Genomic DNA, 20,755 nt, shown 5'->3' with positions numbered 1-20,755 from the left:
CGCGTCGTGCGGACGCAAACCGGCCCTATATTGGCCGGTTGCCTGCCACCCATGCCCGACCGGAGGGATGTTCATGATCTGCATTTATGTCCTGCCGACGGCCGCCTGACCGCTGGATTTGGCGCGGCTCACCTCCCATTGGCCAATCTGCTCGGCGTGCTGCGGCCCCGAACCTATCGCGCTATGACCGATAGGCCCGCCGCCCCCATGCATTGCAATGCCGATCTCGGTTGGAGCCGCTATTTTGCCGATCAGATCACCGAAGACGAGGCGCGTATCGGGTTTTATCGCATCACCCATCTGGAGCGCGCCGGCGCCACGGGCCTCAATGAAGCGGGTCCTGTCGCGTTGCATTTTCCGCCGGGGCTGACCACTGGCGAGGTCGCCGTCGGCGATTGGGTTCTGGCCCAGGACACCGGCCGCGTCGTGCGCATCTTGACCCGCCGCTCGCTGCTGACCCGCCGCGCAGCCGGTCCCGAAGTGCGCCCTCAATTGATCGCGGCCAATGTAGATACGCTGTTCATCGTCACCTCCTGCAATGCCGATTTCAACGTCGCGCGGTTGGAACGCTATGTTGCCTTGGCGCTGGAGGCTGACACCACCCCGGTCATTTTGCTCACAAAAACCGATTTGGCCACAGGCCGCCCCGCCGAAGATTATGCCGCCGAAGCACAAGCGATCTCGGACCGGATCGAAGCCGTTTTAACCCTGAATTCCAAGGACGAAAACGACCTGAAGCGGTTGCGCAAATGGTGCGGGGCGGGACAAAGCGTGGCCTTTATCGGCTCGTCCGGGGTTGGGAAATCCACGTTGATCAACGGGCTGACGGGAATTGACCGCGATGCTTTGCGCGCCCGATCCGTGCCGCAAGCCACAGGAGACATCCGCGAGGATGACGCCAAAGGCCGCCACACCACCACCGCCCGCAGCCTGCATTTGCTCGATGGCGGCGGCGTTTTAATCGACATGCCGGGGATGCGCGAATTGGGATTGATCGACGCCGCGGCGGGCATCAACACCGTGTTCGAAGATATTGTTGATCTGGCTGCCACCTGCCGGTTTCGCGATTGCGCGCATGACGGCGAGCCGGGTTGTGCCATCGGCGCCGCGATTGACGCCGGCGCGTTGGACGCCGAGCGGGTCGAACGTTGGCGCAAGCTGACCGATGAAGACAACCGCAACACCGAAAGCGTCGGCGAAAAACGGCGGCGCGAGAAGAAACTTTCGCGGTTTCACAAACGGGTGCAATCCGAAGGGCAACAGGGCAAGCAAGGCAAATATCGCCGTTGATCCCGCCCCGGTATTCGGCACCCTCTCCACACCGACATTCCCCGCCGAAGCCCTACAATGCGTCCCAAGAGCTAAGCTTGAATTCTATGGCTTTGCGGCGCGCGATCAATGCGGCGCCGATGCCAAAGAAAACGCCAGCCAGAACTCCCGTAACCACGATAATCTGGGCCGAAAATAAATTGTCGCGATTGTAGATCAGGGCCAATATCGGAAGGAAAATCGCCGCGAACGACACCCCGTTCACCACGACCGTGTGCCAGAAATCTCGATAAAACGCGGGTCGGTGCGGCACCCCGATGCGGCGCAAGAGGCGCTGCGCCCAAGGATCGGCATCACGCGGCGCAACACCGGCGCGCGCCATTTCGCGCAGTGCATTTTGATATTTGGAGCGGTGAATCTGACCCGGCTGCAGGAGCATCTGACGCGCCCTTCCGTCTCTGACGACAATCACATAAAATCAATCTATACCTAAGAAGAACTCTACACGCTTCCCTTAGGTCACTCAACGCCGCCATCCTGCCTAGAGGCGGCCCGCTGCAAAAGTGTCACACTGCCCGATATCGCCGCGGTCATAGCCACGCTTAAACCATCCGGCGCGCTGCGCGCTGGTGCCATGGGTGAATGTGTGTGGCTGCGGCACGCGCCCGGCGTTGCGTTGCAATGTGTCGTCACCGATCTGGCGCGCGGCATGGAGCGCCTCGTCAAGATCCCCCGGCTCGAGCAATCCGCCAACGGCGCGGGCCCAAACACCGGACAGGCAATCGGCCTGTAACTCCAACCGCACGGTCAGAGCATTGGCCTCGACCTGCGACACCGCCGCGCGGCGGCGATTGACCTCGGGCAAGATGCCCAATTCGTTTTGCACATGATGCGCGACCTCATGGGCGATCACATAGGCGGCGGCGAAATCGCCCTTGGCGCCCAATTGCTGTGCCATCGTGGCGAAGAATGCGGTGTCGAGATAGGCTTTGCGATCCGCAGGGCAATAAAACGGCCCCGTCGCACCGGACGCCCCGCCGCAGGGGCTTTGCGTGACACCTGCATAAAGCACCATGATCGGTGGACTGTAGGGCTTGCCGACCTGCTGTGCGAAAACCTGCTCCCAAACTTCTTCGGTGGTGCCGAGAACCCGCGCGGCGAACGCTCCGGCTTGCTCTTCTTGGGCGGTTAATGTGCGGCTGTTGTTTTGTTGCTGCATCGGCGCCGCACCCTCAAGCAAAGGCGTCACGTCGATCCCCGCAAAATAGCCCACGGCCAGAACAATCAGCAGGCCAACGCCGCCAATTCCGCCCGCTTTGGCGCCGCCTCCACGGCGACGGCGATCTTCGATATTGCGGCTGGCGCGGGTGCCCTTCAAACGCATGGCGTATCCTCCGGTGTGAGCCGCGCCGCTATACGCGGCGCTTTGGCCGACCTTACCGTGATGAGAGCATAGATGAACAGAGCCGCAAGCGCGCCCTAAAGCAGAATATTATCCACCGTCAGGCCTTGCCCGCCGACGACCATAACCACCGGCACACCACCGATTGACACCATCGCGCCGCTGCCATCCTCAAGATCGGCCACGGTGACGGGGTCGGTGATCGGATCCGTCACATAATCCTCGACCCGCTCATAGATTTCCAACGTATCATTGGCCGGATCAAAATCGGTGATGGTCACCACGTCATATCCTGCTTCGACCGCACCATGAATTTCGACATGAACCACATCTTGCCCCGTCGATGTGGTGACGAGATCGCCTTCATCCACATAAATTTCGTCGCTGCCGCGTCCTGCATAAATCTCATCAGGGGTCACCCCGTCTTGGTCCACTGCGACCAACAAATCCGCACCATTGCGCCCCTTGAGGACATTCCCGCCATAGCCATCCGCCACGAAATCATCGCCGCTGCCGCCGCTGATCGTGTCATTTCCACCTTCGTATTCGGCCTCGGTGCCAAAAGGCGCGAAATCGTTCGGGAAGGAAACATAATCATCGGGGTAATTCATAACCCGCCAATCAACGCCCGACACATCCGACCCGTCGCCCAGCACGATTTCATCATCGCCAGCACCGCCATCGACGATATCATCGCCCGCGCCCGCATCCAAAGTGTCGTCGCCATCCGAGCCGAGGATCGAATCCTCGCCGCCGCCCGCATCAATGTTCATTGGACCTGTGACAAAATGCGTTGCCGCAATTACCTCGTCATATTCATCTCTGGTGATTTCACCTTCGCCAACCAGATCAAGCCCATAGGCTTCGAATCCGTCACGAAAATCCTCGGAAATGATTGCGTCATCGCCGTCAGAATATTCATCAGGCTCCTCCGACTCCTTGGCCCCGGATGCGTCATCATCAGGCATCAACAACGACATCGTCAGGCCAAGCCCCAGTAACATCAAAATCGGTAACATTTTCATCACTCTTTATTAAACTCACCCCTGCCTAACCTCGTTTGAAAGTTCCGTAAACGTGCCGGAATAGAAATCACTGTTCCCCGTTTTCGAACAATCGCACATCTGCCGCCCATAATGGCACGAAGCACAGTCAACGGTGGACCTTCGCCGCGCGCGCATTTATCCTTTCCCGGATAAGAATCTAGGAGCCTTCATGAGCCAGCACGGCGACACAGAGCAGACCGCCTATAAGGTCCTTGCGCGCAAATACCGCCCCGAGACCTTTGCCGATCTCGTCGGGCAGGATGCGATGGTGCGCACGCTGAAAAACGCCTTTGCCGCCGACCGGATCGCGCAGGCGTTTATCATGACCGGCATTCGCGGCACCGGCAAAACCACCACCGCACGGATCATAGCCAAGGGCATGAATTGTATCGGCGTGGATGGCACCAGCGGCCCGACCACCGAACCTTGCGGACAATGCGAGCATTGCACCGCCATCATGGAAGGTCGTCATGTCGATGTGATGGAAATGGACGCCGCATCGCGCACCGGCGTGGGCGACATTCGCGAAATCATTGATAGCGTGCACTACCGCGCCGCCTCGGCCCGCTACAAAATCTACATCATCGATGAAGTTCACATGCTCTCGAACAACGCCTTCAACGCGCTTTTGAAGACGCTCGAAGAGCCGCCCGAACACGTCAAATTTATCTTCGCCACAACCGAAATCCGCAAGGTGCCGGTGACGGTGCTGTCGCGCTGCCAACGGTTTGATTTGCGCCGCATTGAACCCGAAGACCAAATCGGATTGCTGCGCAAAATCGCCGATAGCGAAGGCGGCGAGATCACCGACGAGGCGCTGGCCCTCATCACCCGCGCCGCCGAAGGCTCGGCCCGCGATGCGACCTCGCTCCTGGACCAAGCCATCAGCCACGGCGCGGGCGAAACCACCGCCGATCAAGTGCGCGCCATGCTGGGCCTTGCCGATCGCGGCCGCGTTATGGATCTGTTTGAAATGATCATGCGCGGCGATGCGGCGGCGGCTTTGACGGAATTGGGCAGCCAATATGCCGATGGGGCCGACCCGATGGCCGTGCTGCGCGATCTGGCGGAAATCACCCATTGGATTTCTGTGGTGAAAATTACCCCTGATGCCGCCAATGACCCGACCGTATCGCCCGACGAACGCGCCCGCGGCACCGATTTGGCCGAGCGGCTCGGCATGCGCGCGATGACGCGGATGTGGCAAATGCTGCTCAAGGCACTCGACGAGGTTGCCGCCGCGCCCAATGCAATGATGGCCGCCGAAATGGCGGTGATCCGGCTGACCCATGTGGCGGAATTGCCGTCACCCGAAGACCTTGTGCGCAAATTGCAAAACACACCGCGCCCCGATGGCCCCGCCCCGCAAGGCGGCTCTGGTGGCAGCTCTGGCGGCGGGGCAGGCACACATAACAATGCGCCCGCGCAAACCGGCGGATATGCCTCTGGACCGGCCCATCCCATCGGCAGGCCTTCCCATACACCGGCCATGTCGTCCAGCGGTGCAGGCGCCGGTGCGCCAACCGCGATGCTCGCCGGTGAACCGAATGCCGCGCTGGCGCGCTACCCGACTTTCGATCACGTGATCGACCTGATCCGCGCCAACCGTGATGCCAAACTGCTGATCGAGGTGGAAACCACCCTGCGCCTTGCCTCTTACCGGCCCGGACAAATCGAATTTGTCCCAACCGATCGCGCCCCTGCCGATCTATCGCAACGCCTTGGCCAATGCCTGCAACGCTGGACCGGCAATCGCTGGGCGGTGATCCTCGTCAATGAGGGCGGCGGCGAAACCATCGCCGAACGCCGCGATGCCAAAGAAAACGCCATCAAAGCCGAAGCCGCCGCGCACCCCTTGGTGCAAGCCGTGCTCTTGGCCTTCCCCAAAGCGCGCATCACCGATGTCCGCACCCCCGCAGACATCGCCGCCACGGCGCAAGCCGAAGCCCTGCCAGAAGTCGAGGATGAATGGGACCCTTTCGAAGCAGACTGACGCCCGCGCCCGTCGCCGTGGTTGCCACCGCCCTGCTCGTGCTCGGCGCGGGTCCGGCTTTGGCCGAGGTCTGCGACAAAGAGCGGCCCAACTGGTCGCCCGCAGACGGACCCGCCAGCGGGCTGAGTGAGACATTCCACGTGTTCACCACCGCGCCCGGCCTCGTGCTCATCGCGCTGGTTACCGCCGCGCTCTATTTCAAACGACCCAGCCTTTGGACCCCGACAGCCCTCGTCGCGGGCCTCTTGGCGCTGCTGACATGGGCAGGCGCGAAACTTGACCCGACCGGCTTTTACCAAATGGCCCGCTCGGAAGGCTGTGTCGCCGACCCGACCTTGCCTATCATTATCCTTGCCGCCATATCGATCATAGCAATCATACAATCACTGCGGCCCGCGCGCCGCGAGAAGGAGTTATAAAAACATGCTCAAAGGTTTGGGCGCCATGGGTGACATGGCCAAAATGATGAAGGCTGCCAAAGAGATGCAGGAAAAAATGGCCTCGCTGCAAGAGGACATGCATGCCATCACCGTCACCGGAGAATCCGGCGCGGGCCTTGTCAAAGCCACCGCCACCGCCAAGGGCGAATTGAAAACGCTCGACATCGACCCGTCGATCTTTTCCGGCGATGACAAAGAGGTCGTCGAAGACCTGATCCTCGCCGCGATCAAGGACGCCCAGCAAAAAGCCAATGAGCGCGCCCAATCGGAGATGAGCAAGATCACCGAAGGCATGGGGCTGCCTGCTGACATGAAGCTGCCGTTCTAATACGGCACCCATCCGAACGGGGCGGGAAAAAACGCCCGCCCTGTTCTGCTTTCCCGAAAATATCCCCGCCGGAGGCTCCTGCCCCCCGCATCTTCCCGCTAGGTTCCCACCATTGAGCAGCACCCGCGACATTGATGCCCTGATCGAGATGATGGCCAAGCTTCCCGGGCTTGGCCCGCGCTCGGCGCGGCGCGCCGTGCTGCAATTGATCCGCAAACGCGCGCTGCAAATGGAACCTTTGGCGGACCTCATGACCTCCGTCGCTGCCACCGCTTGTGAGTGCCGCAATTGCGGCAATATCGGCACGCAACCCGTTTGCGATATCTGCCTGTCGAATGAACGCGCCACGGGGCAAATATGCGTTGTCGAGGACGTCGGAGATCTATGGGCAATGGAACGCTCGGGCGTGTTCAAGGGGCGTTATCATGTGTTGGGGGGGACGTTATCGGCGCTGGACGCCATCGGGCCTGAAACCCTGCGCATCCCCAAATTGTCAGAGCGGGTTGAAAGCGAGGAGGTCACCGAGGTGATCCTCGCGCTCAACGCCACGGTCGATGGCTTGACCACCGCACATTACATTGCGGATCAATTGGACGGCCGTTGCCGGATCACATCCTTGGCCCAAGGCGTGCCAATCGGCGGCGAATTGGATTACCTCGACGACGGCACGATCACCGCCGCGTTGAATGCACGGCGCGAGGTCTGACCGCCCCTGCCACCGCTTTTGCCTCGTGGGTGGTGATGGATGCCTCCGGCGGGGATATCTTCCAGAAAGCAGAAAGGCACGCGGAATTTATTCAATTGGATCGAAGAGGGCATTTTTCAGAGTGCAATCACGCAGGGTATCTTGCCCGCAGGGCACCGGATCGAGCGTTTTTGACAGGCAAATCCGCGCCTCTTGAATGCGGCCCTGTTTGCATGTCACGGTGATCATATTCGGCTCTAGCGCGGGGTTTGATTGAAGGAAGGCTTCCTCGATCAATTTGGCGGGCAACGTCACCGGTTTCGTGAGGTTTCGAAACACCGGCGGGCGGGTGATCCCGTCATAGGCCTTGCGCGCCAGCGCGTAGTAGTCCGGCGCTGATAGCCCCGAGCAAACCCCGTGTTTCTTCCATTGGTACCACGCAAGGCCCGATGTCCCCATGATATCGGCCATGTCGGCGGTCATGCTGCGGCTGGGGTGACGAGCGGTTGTCGGACAAAAGGCGGGCCAACCGCGATGATATTGCGGCCAAAGCCCATGCAGCACCCATCCGAAATCCGCCGCCGCATCACATTGCGGCGATCCACGTGCATCGCCTTCCAAGGCGCACCATGTCGGCGACCAACTCAATGACAGAACATAATAATCAAACACGCCGCTGGGTTCGCCATCGGCCCGCGATGGCGCGGCCCAAAGGCAAAATCCGGCCAAGCCGGCAAACAGTGTCAAAACCGCGATGCGCATTCACTCTTCCCTTATAGGTTTTTGCGTAGTATATCGCCGGTAAGTTCCCCCACAATGGAAACCAGACCCTGCGCGCAGGGCCGCCTCTTTCAGGCGACGGGAAAGATTTGCCCGACAGGTTTCCGGCGTAGGCCCGCCCGCCGGTGGCGCACGTTCCGGCATACATACAAGTAAGGAGGCCGACATGGCACAACCGATTATGGCAAAAGCCACAGCTGTTTGGCTTGTGGACAACACCACCATCACCTTTAAACAGATCGCGGATTTCACCGGCATGCACGAATTGGAAATCCAAGGCATCGCGGATGGCGACGTCGCCGCAGGTGTGAAAGGGTTTGATCCGATTGCCAACAACCAGTTGACCCAAGAGGAAATCGACGCTGCGGAAAAAAACCCGCTGCATAAGTTGAAATTGAAATTCAACTCCGCCGCCGTCGGCGAGGAAAAGCGTCGCGGCCCGCGTTATACCCCCTTGTCCAAACGTCAGGACCGCCCGGCGTCGATCTATTGGCTGGTAAAATTCCACCCCGAGCTCAGCGATGCGCAGGTGTCAAAATTGGTTGGTACCACCAAACCGACCATTCAGGCGATCCGCGAGCGCACGCACTGGAACATCGCCAACATCCAACCGATTGATCCGGTGGCGCTTGGCCTGTGCAAACAATCGGAATTGGATGCAGCTGTGCAAAAAGCCGCCGCGAAAAAGGCTGCTGATGGCGCCTCCATGACCGACGATGAGCGCCGTAAATTGCTGTCGACGGAACAAAGCCTGTCAATGGATCCGGAACCGAAAATCCCCAGCGCCATCGAAGGCCTCGAAACATTCACCCTGTCAGATGACCGCGAAGAAAAAGAAGAAGAGAAGGTTTTCGATGCCGACAGCTTCTTCAACCTGCCCGATGATGATGGCAAGGATGACGATGACGCCTAAACGGTGCCGTCACGATAAGATCCGAAAGCCCGTGCAGATGCGCGGGCTTTCTCGTTTAAAATCATACAGCTTGTAGAAAATAGGCAATCATCGGTTGATCCAGAAACCGTCCCCTTGGACCGGTTTGCACATGCTGGTTGAACAGGGCCTGAACCTCGGCGGCGCAGGATGCAGCGCGCTCGGAGCGGGCCGGATCGACCTGCACCAGCGATTTTAAAACTGAATCTGCGTCCGTGACCGGCACCGCCGTGTCATACTCCAACCGGAAAGCACAACCGATACGCCCTGCGGCAATCTCGGCATCGAGCACCTGCAACGCAGCAGCGCGCACAACGGTTTCGTCCTCGACCGGGCGCGCGACCTCGAAATACCCGCCGCGCGCCGCCGGTTCGATCACCAAAAGCCCCGCCCCCTTGACCAGAACACGCAAACATTCGGTCAGCGCCAAAGCCACGCTGTCTTGCGTGAAATGATGCAGGCTGTTGAGAATGATTGCGCCCTCGAATTGCCCCTCAGGAAAGGGAAGAGATTCGGCAGCGGCCTCCTGAATATCAAGCGCGGGATACCGCGCCTGCGCCGCTGCGACGGCGCTGGGTAAGGGGTCCACACCGACAGGAACCGCCCCGCGTTTGGCCAACGCGCCCAACAAGTTGCCGCCGCCGCAGCCAACATCAAGAAGCGCCCGCCCCGCCAGCGGGGCAAAGCAAGCCTCGATCAGCTGCATATTCGATGTAATTCCGCTTGGCGCTTGCATGATAGCCTCCTGTCGCGCCGGATTAGCGCAAATTTTCCCCTCTATTCGAGCACCGTTTCCAAACCCGCGTCAACCGCGAGATTACAGCTCGGTGCCAAGCCGAAAAGACATGTTCTTCGACTGCCTGACGTCAGCGCCTATGGGGCCAAATAGGTCGATTTGCTAAGAGAGAGTTTGTTGCTCATCTTAATCAGATCAACCTATGAGGTGTCGTGAGAACGTCTCCGCAGGCTCAATTGGCTCCCTGAAAGGCTTCAGGGCCACGGATGTGGGTGATGATGTTCGTCAGGCTGCGTAATTTACGTCGAACGCGTGGCGCTCGGGTTCGGAACGGGTAAATTTGCGAATTCTACGTCAGCGCGGCGGAATTTCAAAGAATCGAAGGACGAAATAGCTTTTCTGGCCCCAGACCCCACTCTTGCCCGGTCAAGGTGTCACGTTGGCCCAGCGAGGTACCATTTTCGACCGAACATTACAAATTTGTGGCGTCCGGTGACGATTGGAAACTGGGGAAAAATTAAGTATTTGATATGGGACAGATTTATTCTGGATGTCCTAAATGAATTGAAACCTATTCCGCGCAAGACCGGAACCCGCTATTTTGTACTCAGAATACATCTCAGATTTTATGTCGCTGACCAAAGTCTATACGCAGTTGGCAACCGATACGATGCGGCTCAGTTAAGGTTCGAGATGTGGTAAGATCGGCCTGTTCTTGACATTATCTATGCTCCGGCCACGCCGCAGTGCGGCCCGTCGGACCGGACCTTCTCCGCGAGCGCACACTAGCCAATAAGTAGCTGCCGAAGAACCGCCTAAGCGACGTCCAAGCTGGGAACTGCCAACATGACATATCCCCCAACTCCAAACACTAGGGAGCATATTCGTGCGGGCTTATAGGTGTGCATCATACCGTCCCACCACTCTCTCGCGAGAAAGCCTATGTAGTCGCCATGCCTCGAGAACATCTGGGCTCTGACGTCTGGCCTAAAACCTGAAACCACAGGCTTCTTGGAGCGCTGTGTACCCCAGAATTTCCAAAAGGACTCGGTTCGTTCTGCCCACGAGTTAGAGTAAACGTGCTTTTCTATTTGGGCGAGCTCGTAGACGCTGTATCGCTGTCTTACTAATTCAGAAAAGTCTAGGTCGTTTTTGGCGACCTCCAACACTTCTGGACGGAACAATCTGTAGGTCAGAAACGAGGAGAGCACGGATAGGCTTCCGAAGAACACCAATCGAAGCTTGGTCAGGCCGTCCAAGAGGAAAGGCGATCTCTCACCTTCACCGACGCCTGCCAATGCATCGAAAGAAAGCATCCCAGCGATTTCATCGTTGAACAGGATCAGGTAACCGGCAATAGGTATCAACCCAATGACCCGCGTGAAGTCATTGTTTGCAATACCCTTTACGGATTCCCAACGCACACCTTTCCAATCTGTTTTCGCTTTCATCCGCAACGTACCTCCGCAAAATTCTCTTATCTCTACTATTCGGACTACTATGTGTCATATTATGAAGTGGTCCGGCTTTTCTAGACAGGTTTGCGGTTGAGCTAAGATGTAGCCGGGCTAGGTTGCATGCCGCTTGGTTCACCTGTATCGCATCAAAGTATGCGTCGTCGGGCGTTCGTTTATCAAGCGCCGTGTGCGGTCGATCAGCATTGTAGAAAACGATCCAGTTGTTGATGGTGCGTTCGGCTTGGAACCCATCCTGCAATTTATGCAAAGAAACCGCCTCCTGCTTGAGGGATCGCCAGAGCCGTTCGATGAAGATGTTGTCCAAGTATCGGCCGCGCCCATCCATCGAGATTTTGATTTTGGCATCGGTCAGGGTGGGGATCCAGACCGCCCCGGTGAACCGGGAGCCCTGATCACTGTTCATGCTCTCAGGCTTGCCGTATTTGGTAATAGCCTCGTTCAAAGCTTCGACACAGAAGCTGGCATCCAACGTGCTCGACAACCGCCATGAAACTGAAAACAGCCGCATGAATTCTACGGCTGAACCCCATTAAAAAATGGGGGGATTACCGAGTAAATTTTCGGATTTCACATCAATGCGACAGAAACTTTATAATCAAAAGAGGAAATATCTATTCTGGCCCAAAACCCCAGTCTTGCCAGGTCAAGGTTCCAAGTTGGACCGGTTAGGTTCCAATTTTGACCGAACATCACAAATTCAGAAAATTGGCTGGGATGGTAGGATTCGAACCTACGGTACACTGTACCAAAAACAGTTGCCTTACCACTTGGCTACATCCCAACTGAGGCCGCTGATTACGCCGAACGCGGGCGCTGATCAAGTCCTATGATGGAAAAAAATTGCTATTCTTGGTTTGCACCTTCGCGGTTTAGCAAATCTGCGTCTGCCAGAGCCTCCCGTTCCTCGTTGACCATTGATTTTAACGAGGCTTCTGCCTCCGCGCCGGTCCCATGCCCGGGAATCGGTTTTGCGCGTGCCGGTGGGGCGGTGGTAGCCGGCTCGCTTGAGGCGGCGGGGGCAGCGGCGGTCATGCCGCGCAAACGGTAAGTCGGTTCAGGCATGTCGATACCGGCCTCTGTTAAAGCCGTGAGGCTATGCCGAATCGCCTCGCTTTGTGCCATGACCAGCGAGGTTTCACTTTGCTTGATCCACGCCGCCAAGCTCAAGGTCACGGTGCTGTCACCGATGCCCGACAGCCATGCGTTCGGCGCAGGCTCGGCCAAGACAAAGGGCAGTTCTTGCAGCGCCACCAACGCCACCTGCTGCGCCGAGGCCAGATCCGCATCCGGTGCGACGCCGATGTCAAAGGTAAGCCGCCGCTCGTCATTGCGGGTGTAATTGATGATCCGTGATTTAAACACCGTGGAATTGGGAATGCGGATATGGTTGCCGTCAAAGCTGAGCAGAATGGTAGCACGTGCGGTCATGCGGATCACATTGCCAGTGTCGCCGTCGATCTCGATCGTGTCATTGGGTTTGAAGGGCTGGCGGATCGATAGCAACACCGAGGCGATGAAATTTTCCACCGTATCCTTGACCGCAAAACCAATGGCCAATCCCGCGATCCCTGCCGCCCCGAGGATGGTCGAAAGCAGCGCTGTGGCGCCCAAGATATCAAGCGCCACCACCAGCGCAGTGATCACGGTCACCAGCCGCAAAATCTGCCGGTAGATATCTGCAATAAAAGCGTTCGGCGCCATGCGCGTCCAGGGTTGCTGCCGCCGGGCGATTGCGAATCCGAGCATGACCACAGCGCAAAATGCCGCAATCGCAATCGCCAGCAGCGGCAGATAGCTCACGACAGTTGCGATACGTTCGCGCAACCGGTCAACCAACGGCGACAACCGTTCGGCGACATCGGTGGTTTCTGCGACCTCGTTTTCAATCGCCACAACGCCTTCGACACGGGACACCAGCTCGTCCAGCCGTGTGGTCGTGGCCGCATCCGGCGTGATGCCGCGCAGGGTGACAATGCCTGACGTCACGGTGACCGAAATGTCGTCATAGCCGTCCAGTTCTCCCAAAATGTCACGGATACGGCGCGCGATGGCCGCGTCTTGCGCGGCGTTGTCGCTGACGGTGATGGTGCCGCTGGGTTGCTCGGTGGCGATTTGCGCAGACACGGGCACCGCCGCCACGCCCCACAGGCTTAGCGCCAAGAGCATCGACAAGGACAGCGCGGCCAAGCGCGGCCGGAACCCCGCAGGCTTCCGCATAGGGGCGCGCAGACGTCGCGAGAGCGGGCGGAGAAGGGACATCAACAGAAGGTCGGGCATGGGGCATGGATTCCAAGATGGGACTTTGTTCCACGCTAGCGCCATTTCCCCTGCGGGCAAGCTATTCGCGGATCTCGTCGGGAGCAACGCCCCAAAGTGCCGATTTCGGCGCCCAACCTTTATAGCCACCGGCATTGAGATAACACCAATCGGGGGTGCAATCGTTCAACCGTGCAATCACGCCCAGCTCCAACCGTGCGGTAATGGGGGTCCCATCTTGTGGTTTCTTCAGCAGCGGCAGCATGTCTTTTTCGACGATCACGGTGCGCACACCGGACAAAAGCGAATAATGCACCCAGCCACCCGCGCCGTCGCGATCACGCACGCGCCGCCAATGGCCGTGCTCTGCGGTGATCTCAAGCGGCATCTCGCGGCGTTTGAACACCCAATCGACACGGTGGGTCAAAGACGGGCCGCGCCGCACGTTGCCCTCGGTGGCTTTCATTGAAACGAACCGCGGCAATGGCAGGTTGGTCACGCTGCCGCGCTCTTGTGCCAATGCAGGTTTTGCGGTCACAAAGATCACGGCGACGATCATCACCGCGATCCTCATCGCGGCGGCGCACAGGAAAATCCGTCTCATTTGCTGTGTCATAGGGTCTGCTTGCTGGGTTCTGATGGCTCGAAACTTATTTGTTTTTGCGCGGGGTTCTTGTGCCTCGGCTGTCTATGGGCTTTGATGCCACAGAACCGTCGGCTTTGGAAGGATGAGGAGGCCCCTATGCCATCACCCCGTTTGAGTGTTGTTGTTACGCGACGCCTGCCTGATGCTGTTGAAACGCGTATGAGCGAATTGTTCAACGTGGCATTGCGCGAAGACGATACGCCGATGAGCCGCGAAGAGTTGGCGGATGCCATGCGCACAGCCGATGTGCTTGTTCCCACATTGACCGATACCATTGATGCGGCCTTGATCGCGCAGGCAGGACCGCAATTGCGCCTGATTGCCAATTATGGTGCCGGCGTGGATCACATCGACGTGCAAACCGCCCGACAACGCGGCATTCTTGTCTCTAATACGCCCGGCGTTTCCGCCGAAGACACCGCCGATATGACCATGGCGCTGATTCTCGGCTCGACGCGGCGCATTCCCGAAGGCCTGAGCCATATGACCTCGGGCGAATGGACCGGATGGTCACCGACGGCTCTGCTGGGTCGTCGCGTGAGCGGGCGCCGTTTGGGCATTTTGGGCATGGGTCATGTCGGGCAAGCCGTGGCTCGCCGCGCTACAGCGTTTGGCATGCAGGTGCATTACCACAATCGCAAACGTCTGCGCCCCGAGGTTGAAGATCGGCTTGAGGCAACTTTTTGGGAAAGCCTCGATCAGATGGTGGCACGGATGGACATCTTGTCAATCAACTGCCCACACACGCCATCGACCTATCATTTGTTGAACGCCCGGCGGCTGAAGTTGATGAAACCGGATGCGATGATCGTGAACACGTCACGCGGCGAAGTGATCGACGAAAACGCGATGGTACGGATGCTGCGCGCCGGTGAATTGGCCGGTGCGGGGTTGGACGTCTATGAACACGGGTGGGAAATCGCCCCGGCGCTGCGTGAATTGCCCAATGTGCTTTTGCTGCCGCATATGGGATCGGCGACCGTTGAGGGGCGGATCGAAATGGGTGAGAAGGTGTTGTTGAACATCAAGACATACGCCGACGGTCATCGTCCACCGGATCAGGTCGTGCCCGCGATGCTGTAACCGCTTACAAATGGCGCGCGCCGCCCGCAAAGAGGGGCGCGCATTTGCGCAGCATCGCGCGTCTTCGCCTAAAACAAAGGCAATCGGCGAGGCTCCGCTGGTGTTTCACCCGCCTTTGGCAAAGTATTAGCTCTCTTCCTTCTTTGATATCTCATGGTGTTTGTGAGGGTGCGCGTTGCGTGCGGCAAGCAAGCCCTTTGTTTTTGGTAGGAGGAAAGATGATGGTGAACAACACGGCGCCGTTTTGGCGCGATACATTGGCCTACGTTGGCGTATGGTGCTTGGATGCAAATGGATCGTTGCGTTTCGAGGGTCTGGTGCCGGACCGCCCCGCAGTTTTTGCCATGGTTGTCGACAACATGCCTGTCTATGTCGGATTAACAGGGCGGGCACTGACCGAGCGGCTGGACGATTTCAGAGCAACCCATAGTGACCAGCTCTCTCAATCTGGAAAGATCAAAGCCCGCGTGCATCAGGAGATCATTTCGGTTCTCGGTGAAGGGCGCGAGGTCGAAGTCTATGTCCACAGTTTCCGCGATGTGCGCGATTTCGCTCAGAACGCATGGGAATTGCGCAACAATTTGCGCGCCGCCTATGTGCCCGATTGGAACCGCGCCAAAGCTGCATAATCGCGCTCAGCGATAGATTTGATCCTCGCTTGGGAAGGCGCGGGATTTGACCTCTGCGGCATACTCTGCCACGGCCCGCTCGATTGCGGGGCCAAGGTCGCCGTATGTTTTCACAAACTTCGGCGTCCATTTGTTCAACCCGAGCATATCTTCAAGCACCAAAATCTGTCCGTCACAGTCGGCAGAGGCCCCGATCCCGATGGTAGGAATGGCTACTTGCTTGGTGATCTTCGCGGCCAATGGTTCGACCATTCCCTCCAGCACCACGGCGAATGCCCCGGCTTCGGTGACAACCCGCGCGTCTTCTTCATGCAAAGGCCAGCTGTCTTCATCGCGACCTTGGGTCTTGAACCCGCCCATTACATGGCTTGATTGCGGGGTCAGCCCAATATGCGCCATCACCGGAATGCCGCGTTCGGTCAAAAAGCGAATCGTCTCCCCCATGCGCGCGCCGCCTTCCAGTTTCACCGCGCCACAACCGGTTTCTTTCATGATTTTCGCCGCATTGCGAAAGGCCAGTTGCGGGCTTTCTTCATAGGTGCCGAAGGGCATGTCGACAACAATGAGCGCCTTTTGCGTGCCGCGCACCACGGCCTGACCATGGGTGATCATCAAATCCAGCGAGACGCCAACAGTGCTGTCCATACCGTGCATGACCATGCCAAGGCTGTCCCCAACAAGGATGAAATCGGCGTAGCCATCAACAATCGTTGCTGTATGAGCGTGATAGGAGGTCAACGAGACAATCGGCTCGCCGCCCTTGCGATTTGCGATTTGCGGCACGGTGGTGCGACGGATTGTGGTTTGTATGCTCATGGCTGTATCACCCTTTGGTCAATCAAGAGAATGTCGGAAAATTGCGCAGATATCATCACCGCCAGCGGCGCGCCGAGCGATCCGGACATTTCGGTCAGATCGCTGTGGTGGACCGTATCGAGGCCGGTCAGTGTGGCGCGCGGCTCTGCATCGATCGTGTCTTGGATCACGGCGCGAATGCTTTCAACCGTGCCGCCCGTGGTGGCGACGGCTTCTGCAGCGTCTAACGCGCGGCTCAATACCACGGCTGCGGCGCGGTCCGCATCGGTCAAACGCACATTGCGCGAGGACATCGCCAAGCCGTCCGCCTCGCGGACCGTAGGCCCGCCGATGATTTCAATCGGCATATGTAAATCGCGCACCATACGGCGGATCACCTGCAATTGCTGATAGTCTTTTTCTCCGAAGACGGCGACATCAGGCTGCACAATATTGAACAAACGTGTGACCACCGAGGCGACACCGCGATAATGACCGGGGCGCACTTGCCCGTGCAGGATATTCGCCAACCGCGTGGTTTCGACAATGGTTTCGTCGCCGGGAGCATAGATTTCGTTGACTTCGGGAATGAAAACAGCATCGACGCCTTGTGCTTCCAACATGTCGAGATCGCGCGCTTCGTTGCGGGGATAGGCATCCAGATCGGCAGCTTGTCCGAACTGCGTCGGGTTGACGAAAATGGATACAACACAGCGGTCCGCATGGGATTGCGCGCGGCGCACCAAAGACAAATGCCCGTCGTGCAGAAAGCCCATGGTCGGCACGAACCCCACCTTTGCACCGGTTTGCCGCCACGCCTGCACGCATCCGCGCAGCCCGTTGATTGTACGGAAAATCTCCAAAATCCTGTCCTTGATCTTAGGGGTGCGGCGTTCTTACCCCGCTTTATCCTCCCTTCTATCAGCCCAATTAAATTGCGGCAACTACGGTATTGTTGGTGCCGCGTTTTTGGCGCCTTACGGCAGCAGATATGCGGTGGACCGAAGAAGACAAAACCGGCGCGACATTGCAAAATGACCCCTGCACGCAGGTGCGCCAAGCCATCAGCCGATCGATCGGAGACCATATGCCCCGCTGAGCGCGCCGGATTGCCGTAAACAAGGGTATGGCGCAGAGTCTGGGTCAGGCCCTGCAAATCATTGGCGGCTCTGCACGCTGAAGAGCTCGCCGCGCACGTCGTGGGCGCCGCAAGACGGTATTGGCTTGCCAGACCCGAGCGCGCAGAAATCTGTCACAGGGGCCTTGCGATGAGATAGGGCCATATTGTCTCAAGTTACGCGAGCGTGTCAGATCGCGTAACATCGCCGGAGCGATCAGCCGCCGCGCGGTGAATATGCACCTCACACAGGCCGGAATTCGGCGGCGCACTATCCCAAAACCGTCGGCGCGTCGCATTTGAACGCTACCCTGTCGGAGGAAATGCGCCGCGTTGCGCGCAGGTCCGCCATATCTTGAGGAACGGATTTGCAGGAGTGAGCGCCATGAAAACGCATGTCAAAGCCTTGGTTGTTGGCGGAGGCGCTGTCGGCACCTCGGTTGCCTATCATCTGGCGCGCGCGGGATGGGCTGACGTCATGCTTTTGGAACGCGACGAGCTGACGTCCGGCAGCACATGGCACGCAGCGGGGTTGTTGCCGTTATTCAACATGTCCTTTGCCACGACCCATATTCACCAATATTCGGTCGAGTTCTACAAAACGCTGGAGGCCGAAACCGGCCTCAACGCTGGATTTTCCGTGGTCGGCAACCTGCGTATGGCCCAGACAAAGGCGCGCATGGATGAATATATGCTCTACGCCACCACGGCAGAAACCTGCGGGGTGCCATATGAATGGATGACGCCCGCACAGATGAACGAGCGGTGGCCGTTGTTGCGCACAGACGATCTTGAGGGGGCGATTTTCCACCCGACCGACGGCTATATCAACCCCGCCGATGTGACCATGGCCATGGCCAAGGGCGCGCGGCAGCGCGGCGTGGTAATTGCGCGCAAATGGCAAGTGGACGGTTATGAATGGACCGGATCGGAATGGCGCGTGACCCTGACCAAGATGGTCGAAAAGGGCGGCAATTTGGTGCCTTCAGGCGAGCAGCAGATCATCACTGCCGAACATGTGGTTACCGCGACCGGCAACCATGCGCAGCGCACGGCGCAACTCTTGGGTCTCAAGATCCCCGCCATTCCGGTCGAGCATCAATTCATCGTCACCGAACCCGATCCGGCTTTGGTTGCATATCGCAAAAACGGCGGGCCGGAGCATCCGGTTTTGCGCGATGCCGATGCCAAATGGTATGTGCGCGAAGAACGCGGCGGCTGGCTTCTTGGCCCCTACGAAAGAAACGCCCCCGCGCGGTTCCAATATGGCGTGCCGGATCATTTCCGTGCCGATTTGTTCCCGCTCGATCTGGAGCGGATCGAAGCAGAATATATGTCGATGATCCATCGCCTTCCGACCTCGGAAGAGGTGGGCCTAAAGGATGATTTCAACGGCCCTATTTGCTACACTCCGGATGGCAACCCATTGGTCGGCCCCGCCCCCGGATTGCGCAATATGTGGCTGGCCGAGGGGTTTTCATTCGGTATCACGGCAGCGGGCGGCACGGGCTTTTACCTCGCGCAGATGATGGTGGAGGGCGAGGCCGAGATCGACATGGCCTCGCTTGACCCAAAACGCTTTGGCGCGTGGATGACCACCGATTACGCGGTTGCCAAGAATGAGGAAGCGTATGAGCATGTCTTCATCCTCCACCACCCCGATGAAGAACGCCCCGCCGCGCGCCCTTTGCGCACCTCACCCGCCTATGATCGCCAAGCCGCCCTTGGCGCACAATTCGGTCAGGTCAACGGGTGGGAACGCCCGAACTACTATGCGCCCATCGGGTTTGACGATCACGCGGCGCGCAGTTTCCGGCGCGGCGGATGGTGGCAGTATGCCGTTGATGAGGCCAAGGCGATCCGGACGGGGGTGGGCCTGATTGATGCGACGGCCTTCACCAAACATGTGGTCAAAGGCCCCGGTGCAACGGCGTTCCTGGATTGGTTCACCTGCAACAAATTGCCCAAGGTCGGACGGATCAATTTGACCTATGCGCTCACCGCTGCGGGCACCACGCGCACCGAATACACCATCGTGCGGCGCGGCATTGATGAATATTACCTCGTCTCGGCGGGCGCGTGGACGGCTTATGACAGCGACCATTTGCGCAAGGCGGCCGAGGATAAGGCGGGCGCATTCGGCTATATCGAGATCCACGATGTGACCACGCAATATGGCGTTTTCGCCATCGCGGGGCCGAAAACGCGCGACGTTCTGGGCGCAGTGATCCGGGATGCCGATCCGCAAACCGTGCTGAGCAATACGCGATTCCCATGGCTGTCATCGCGCAAGATCGAGTTGGGCATGTGCCCGGTTGACGCGATCCGCGTCGCCTATACCGGCGAACTGGGTTGGGAATTGCACCACCCGATCGAGATGCAAAACTATCTTTTTGATTTGCTGATGGCGGCGGGCGAGGCGGATGACCTCAAACTGGTCGGCGCGCGGGCGCAAAACTGGTTGCGGCAGGAAAAGTCCTACCGGGCATTTGGCGCAGAACTTGGCCGTGATGCCACGCCGCAAGAAGCCGATCTGTCGCGCTTCATAGATCTGGACAAAGAGTTTCACGGCAAGCAGGCGATGCTTGATAAAGGCATCCGTTCGAAATGCTGCACGTTGCTCATCGACGGGCCACCCGATACCGACCCCTGGGGGCGCGAGGCGCTTTATTTGAGCGGTGAAAAAATCGGACGGTTGACCTCTGGCGGCTATTCTGTGGCCTTTGGCAAAAGTATCGGCATGGGGTATCTGCCGCCGGCGCTGGCCGTTGATGGCACCAAGGTCGAAGTTAAAATGCTGAACCGGCTTTGGCCCGCGACCGTCACTTGCGACAGCCCCTATGATCCAAAAAACCAGAGCATCCGCATGGACGGCTGATCGCAAAAATCCGCCACGCCCGCAGTGCCGCGTCATAGTCTCCGGATCGTGCCGGCGCGGTTCTGTTGGCCATCGTCTTGCAGTGGGGGCCTTACCAATAGAGACAGAGTTCCCGCTGCCACACACCCTCGAAGCAGATCCCGCACCCCGCCCAACGGCGCAAACTGCAGCGCCTGCGATCTGTTGCTCCATTGCCGCCATGATGCCTTGGGTGAAACGGGCGAGGGAAACCGGCACCAAGCCCGCAGCACGGTCACGATATC

Annotated in this window: 20 protein-coding genes and 1 tRNA gene; 9 read left to right on the top strand and 12 right to left on the bottom strand. The window is 58.6% G+C overall.

The window, feature by feature from the left end:
- The first annotated feature begins 183 nt into the window (after positions 1-183).
- Positions 184-1,290, top strand: coding sequence for a ribosome small subunit-dependent GTPase A (rsgA, locus tag DI396_RS14725; RefSeq protein ID WP_110797072.1), 1,107 nt, complete (start codon positions 184-186; stop codon positions 1,288-1,290).
- Positions 1,291-1,342: 52 nt separating this feature from the next.
- Here the strand turns inward: rsgA and DI396_RS14720 are convergent, their stop codons facing one another.
- From DI396_RS14720 to DI396_RS14710, 3 genes are all read right to left on the bottom strand, one after another.
- The gene (locus DI396_RS14720) at positions 1,343-1,708 is read right to left on the bottom strand and encodes a DUF6404 family protein (protein ID WP_110797003.1); all 366 of its coding nucleotides are present in this window, start codon (positions 1,706-1,708) and stop codon (positions 1,343-1,345) included.
- Positions 1,709-1,810: 102 nt separating this feature from the next.
- Positions 1,811-2,653 (bottom strand): KPN_02809 family neutral zinc metallopeptidase, encoded by an 843-nt coding sequence (gene ypfJ, locus DI396_RS14715; RefSeq protein ID WP_110797001.1) that lies wholly within the window; start codon positions 2,651-2,653, stop codon positions 1,811-1,813.
- Between the two features lie 95 nt (positions 2,654-2,748).
- Positions 2,749-3,690 carry a calcium-binding protein gene (locus DI396_RS14710; RefSeq protein WP_162617241.1) on the bottom strand — a complete coding sequence of 314 codons (942 nt, stop codon included), beginning with the start codon at positions 3,688-3,690 and terminating at the stop codon, positions 2,749-2,751.
- A 196-nt stretch (positions 3,691-3,886) separates the two neighbouring features.
- On the opposite strand from DI396_RS14710, the gene DI396_RS14705 reads away from it, so the two are divergent.
- From DI396_RS14705 to recR, 4 genes are all read left to right on the top strand, one after another.
- The gene (locus tag DI396_RS14705) at positions 3,887-5,710 is read left to right on the top strand and encodes a DNA polymerase III subunit gamma/tau (RefSeq protein ID WP_110796998.1); all 1,824 of its coding nucleotides are present in this window, start codon (positions 3,887-3,889) and stop codon (positions 5,708-5,710) included.
- Complete coding sequence (locus DI396_RS14700) at positions 5,686-6,129, top strand: hypothetical protein (RefSeq protein ID WP_162617240.1); 444 nt, start codon at positions 5,686-5,688, stop codon at positions 6,127-6,129. Before DI396_RS14705 ends, DI396_RS14700 begins: the two co-directional genes overlap by 25 nt.
- Before the next feature lie 4 nt (positions 6,130-6,133).
- Positions 6,134-6,478, top strand: coding sequence for a YbaB/EbfC family nucleoid-associated protein (locus DI396_RS14695; RefSeq protein ID WP_110796994.1), 345 nt, complete (start codon positions 6,134-6,136; stop codon positions 6,476-6,478).
- 112 nt (positions 6,479-6,590) lie between these two features.
- Complete coding sequence (gene recR, locus DI396_RS14690) at positions 6,591-7,184, top strand: recombination mediator RecR (RefSeq protein ID WP_110796993.1); 594 nt, start codon at positions 6,591-6,593, stop codon at positions 7,182-7,184.
- Positions 7,185-7,271: 87 nt separating this feature from the next.
- Here recR and DI396_RS14685 read toward each other — a convergent pair whose 3' ends face one another.
- Positions 7,272-7,925 carry a ribonuclease T2 family protein gene (locus DI396_RS14685; RefSeq protein ID WP_110796991.1) on the bottom strand — a complete coding sequence of 218 codons (654 nt, stop codon included), beginning with the start codon at positions 7,923-7,925 and terminating at the stop codon, positions 7,272-7,274.
- A gap of 184 nt (positions 7,926-8,109) precedes the next feature.
- Between DI396_RS14685 and DI396_RS14680 the strand changes: the two genes are divergently transcribed.
- On the top strand, positions 8,110-8,856 hold the full coding sequence (locus DI396_RS14680) for a DUF1013 domain-containing protein (protein WP_110796989.1): 747 nt from the start codon (positions 8,110-8,112) through the stop codon (positions 8,854-8,856).
- A gap of 61 nt (positions 8,857-8,917) precedes the next feature.
- On the opposite strand, the gene DI396_RS14675 is transcribed toward DI396_RS14680, so the two are convergent.
- From DI396_RS14675 to DI396_RS14650, 6 genes are all read right to left on the bottom strand, one after another.
- The gene (locus tag DI396_RS14675) at positions 8,918-9,610 is read right to left on the bottom strand and encodes a class I SAM-dependent methyltransferase (protein WP_110796988.1); all 693 of its coding nucleotides are present in this window, start codon (positions 9,608-9,610) and stop codon (positions 8,918-8,920) included.
- An 815-nt stretch (positions 9,611-10,425) separates the two neighbouring features.
- On the bottom strand, positions 10,426-11,061 hold the full coding sequence (locus DI396_RS14670) for a hypothetical protein (protein ID WP_110796987.1): 636 nt from the start codon (positions 11,059-11,061) through the stop codon (positions 10,426-10,428).
- A complete protein-coding gene (locus DI396_RS16960; RefSeq protein WP_407936317.1) occupies positions 10,997-11,413 on the bottom strand; it encodes an integrase core domain-containing protein in 417 nt (138 codons plus the stop codon). Before DI396_RS16960 ends, DI396_RS14670 begins: the two co-directional genes overlap by 65 nt.
- 381 nt (positions 11,414-11,794) lie before the next feature.
- Positions 11,795-11,869 (bottom strand) — tRNA-Gln (locus DI396_RS14660).
- Positions 11,870-11,931: 62 nt separating this feature from the next.
- Positions 11,932-13,305 (bottom strand): mechanosensitive ion channel family protein, encoded by a 1,374-nt coding sequence (locus DI396_RS14655; protein ID WP_235851895.1) that lies wholly within the window; start codon positions 13,303-13,305, stop codon positions 11,932-11,934.
- A gap of 121 nt (positions 13,306-13,426) precedes the next feature.
- Complete coding sequence (locus DI396_RS14650; RefSeq protein ID WP_110796984.1) at positions 13,427-13,918, bottom strand: SH3 domain-containing protein; 492 nt, start codon at positions 13,916-13,918, stop codon at positions 13,427-13,429.
- Positions 13,919-14,086: 168 nt separating this feature from the next.
- On the opposite strand from DI396_RS14650, the gene DI396_RS14645 reads away from it, so the two are divergent.
- Complete coding sequence (locus tag DI396_RS14645; RefSeq protein WP_110796982.1) at positions 14,087-15,073, top strand: 2-hydroxyacid dehydrogenase; 987 nt, start codon at positions 14,087-14,089, stop codon at positions 15,071-15,073.
- A gap of 218 nt (positions 15,074-15,291) precedes the next feature.
- Positions 15,292-15,702, top strand: a complete 411-nt coding sequence (locus tag DI396_RS14640; protein WP_110796981.1) for a GIY-YIG nuclease family protein — start codon at positions 15,292-15,294, stop codon at positions 15,700-15,702.
- Positions 15,703-15,708: 6 nt separating this feature from the next.
- Here DI396_RS14640 and panB read toward each other — a convergent pair whose 3' ends face one another.
- Entirely contained in the window at positions 15,709-16,518 is an 810-nt protein-coding gene (gene panB, locus DI396_RS14635) for a 3-methyl-2-oxobutanoate hydroxymethyltransferase (RefSeq protein WP_110796979.1), read from the bottom strand.
- The gene (gene panC / locus DI396_RS14630; protein ID WP_110796978.1) at positions 16,515-17,360 is read right to left on the bottom strand and encodes a pantoate--beta-alanine ligase; all 846 of its coding nucleotides are present in this window, start codon (positions 17,358-17,360) and stop codon (positions 16,515-16,517) included. Before panC ends, panB begins: the two co-directional genes overlap by 4 nt.
- A gap of 639 nt (positions 17,361-17,999) precedes the next feature.
- Here panC and DI396_RS14625 point away from each other — a divergent pair.
- Entirely contained in the window at positions 18,000-20,492 is a 2,493-nt protein-coding gene (locus tag DI396_RS14625) for a GcvT family protein (protein ID WP_110796976.1), read from the top strand.
- Positions 20,493-20,755: the final 263 nt, after the last annotated feature.

The sequence above is a fragment of the Litorivita pollutaquae genome, from assembly GCF_003205515.1.
In the GTDB taxonomy this organism is placed as follows: Bacteria; Pseudomonadota; Alphaproteobacteria; order Rhodobacterales; family Rhodobacteraceae; genus Litorivita; species Litorivita pollutaquae.
This window is presented reverse-complemented; position numbering and strand designations above follow the sequence as displayed.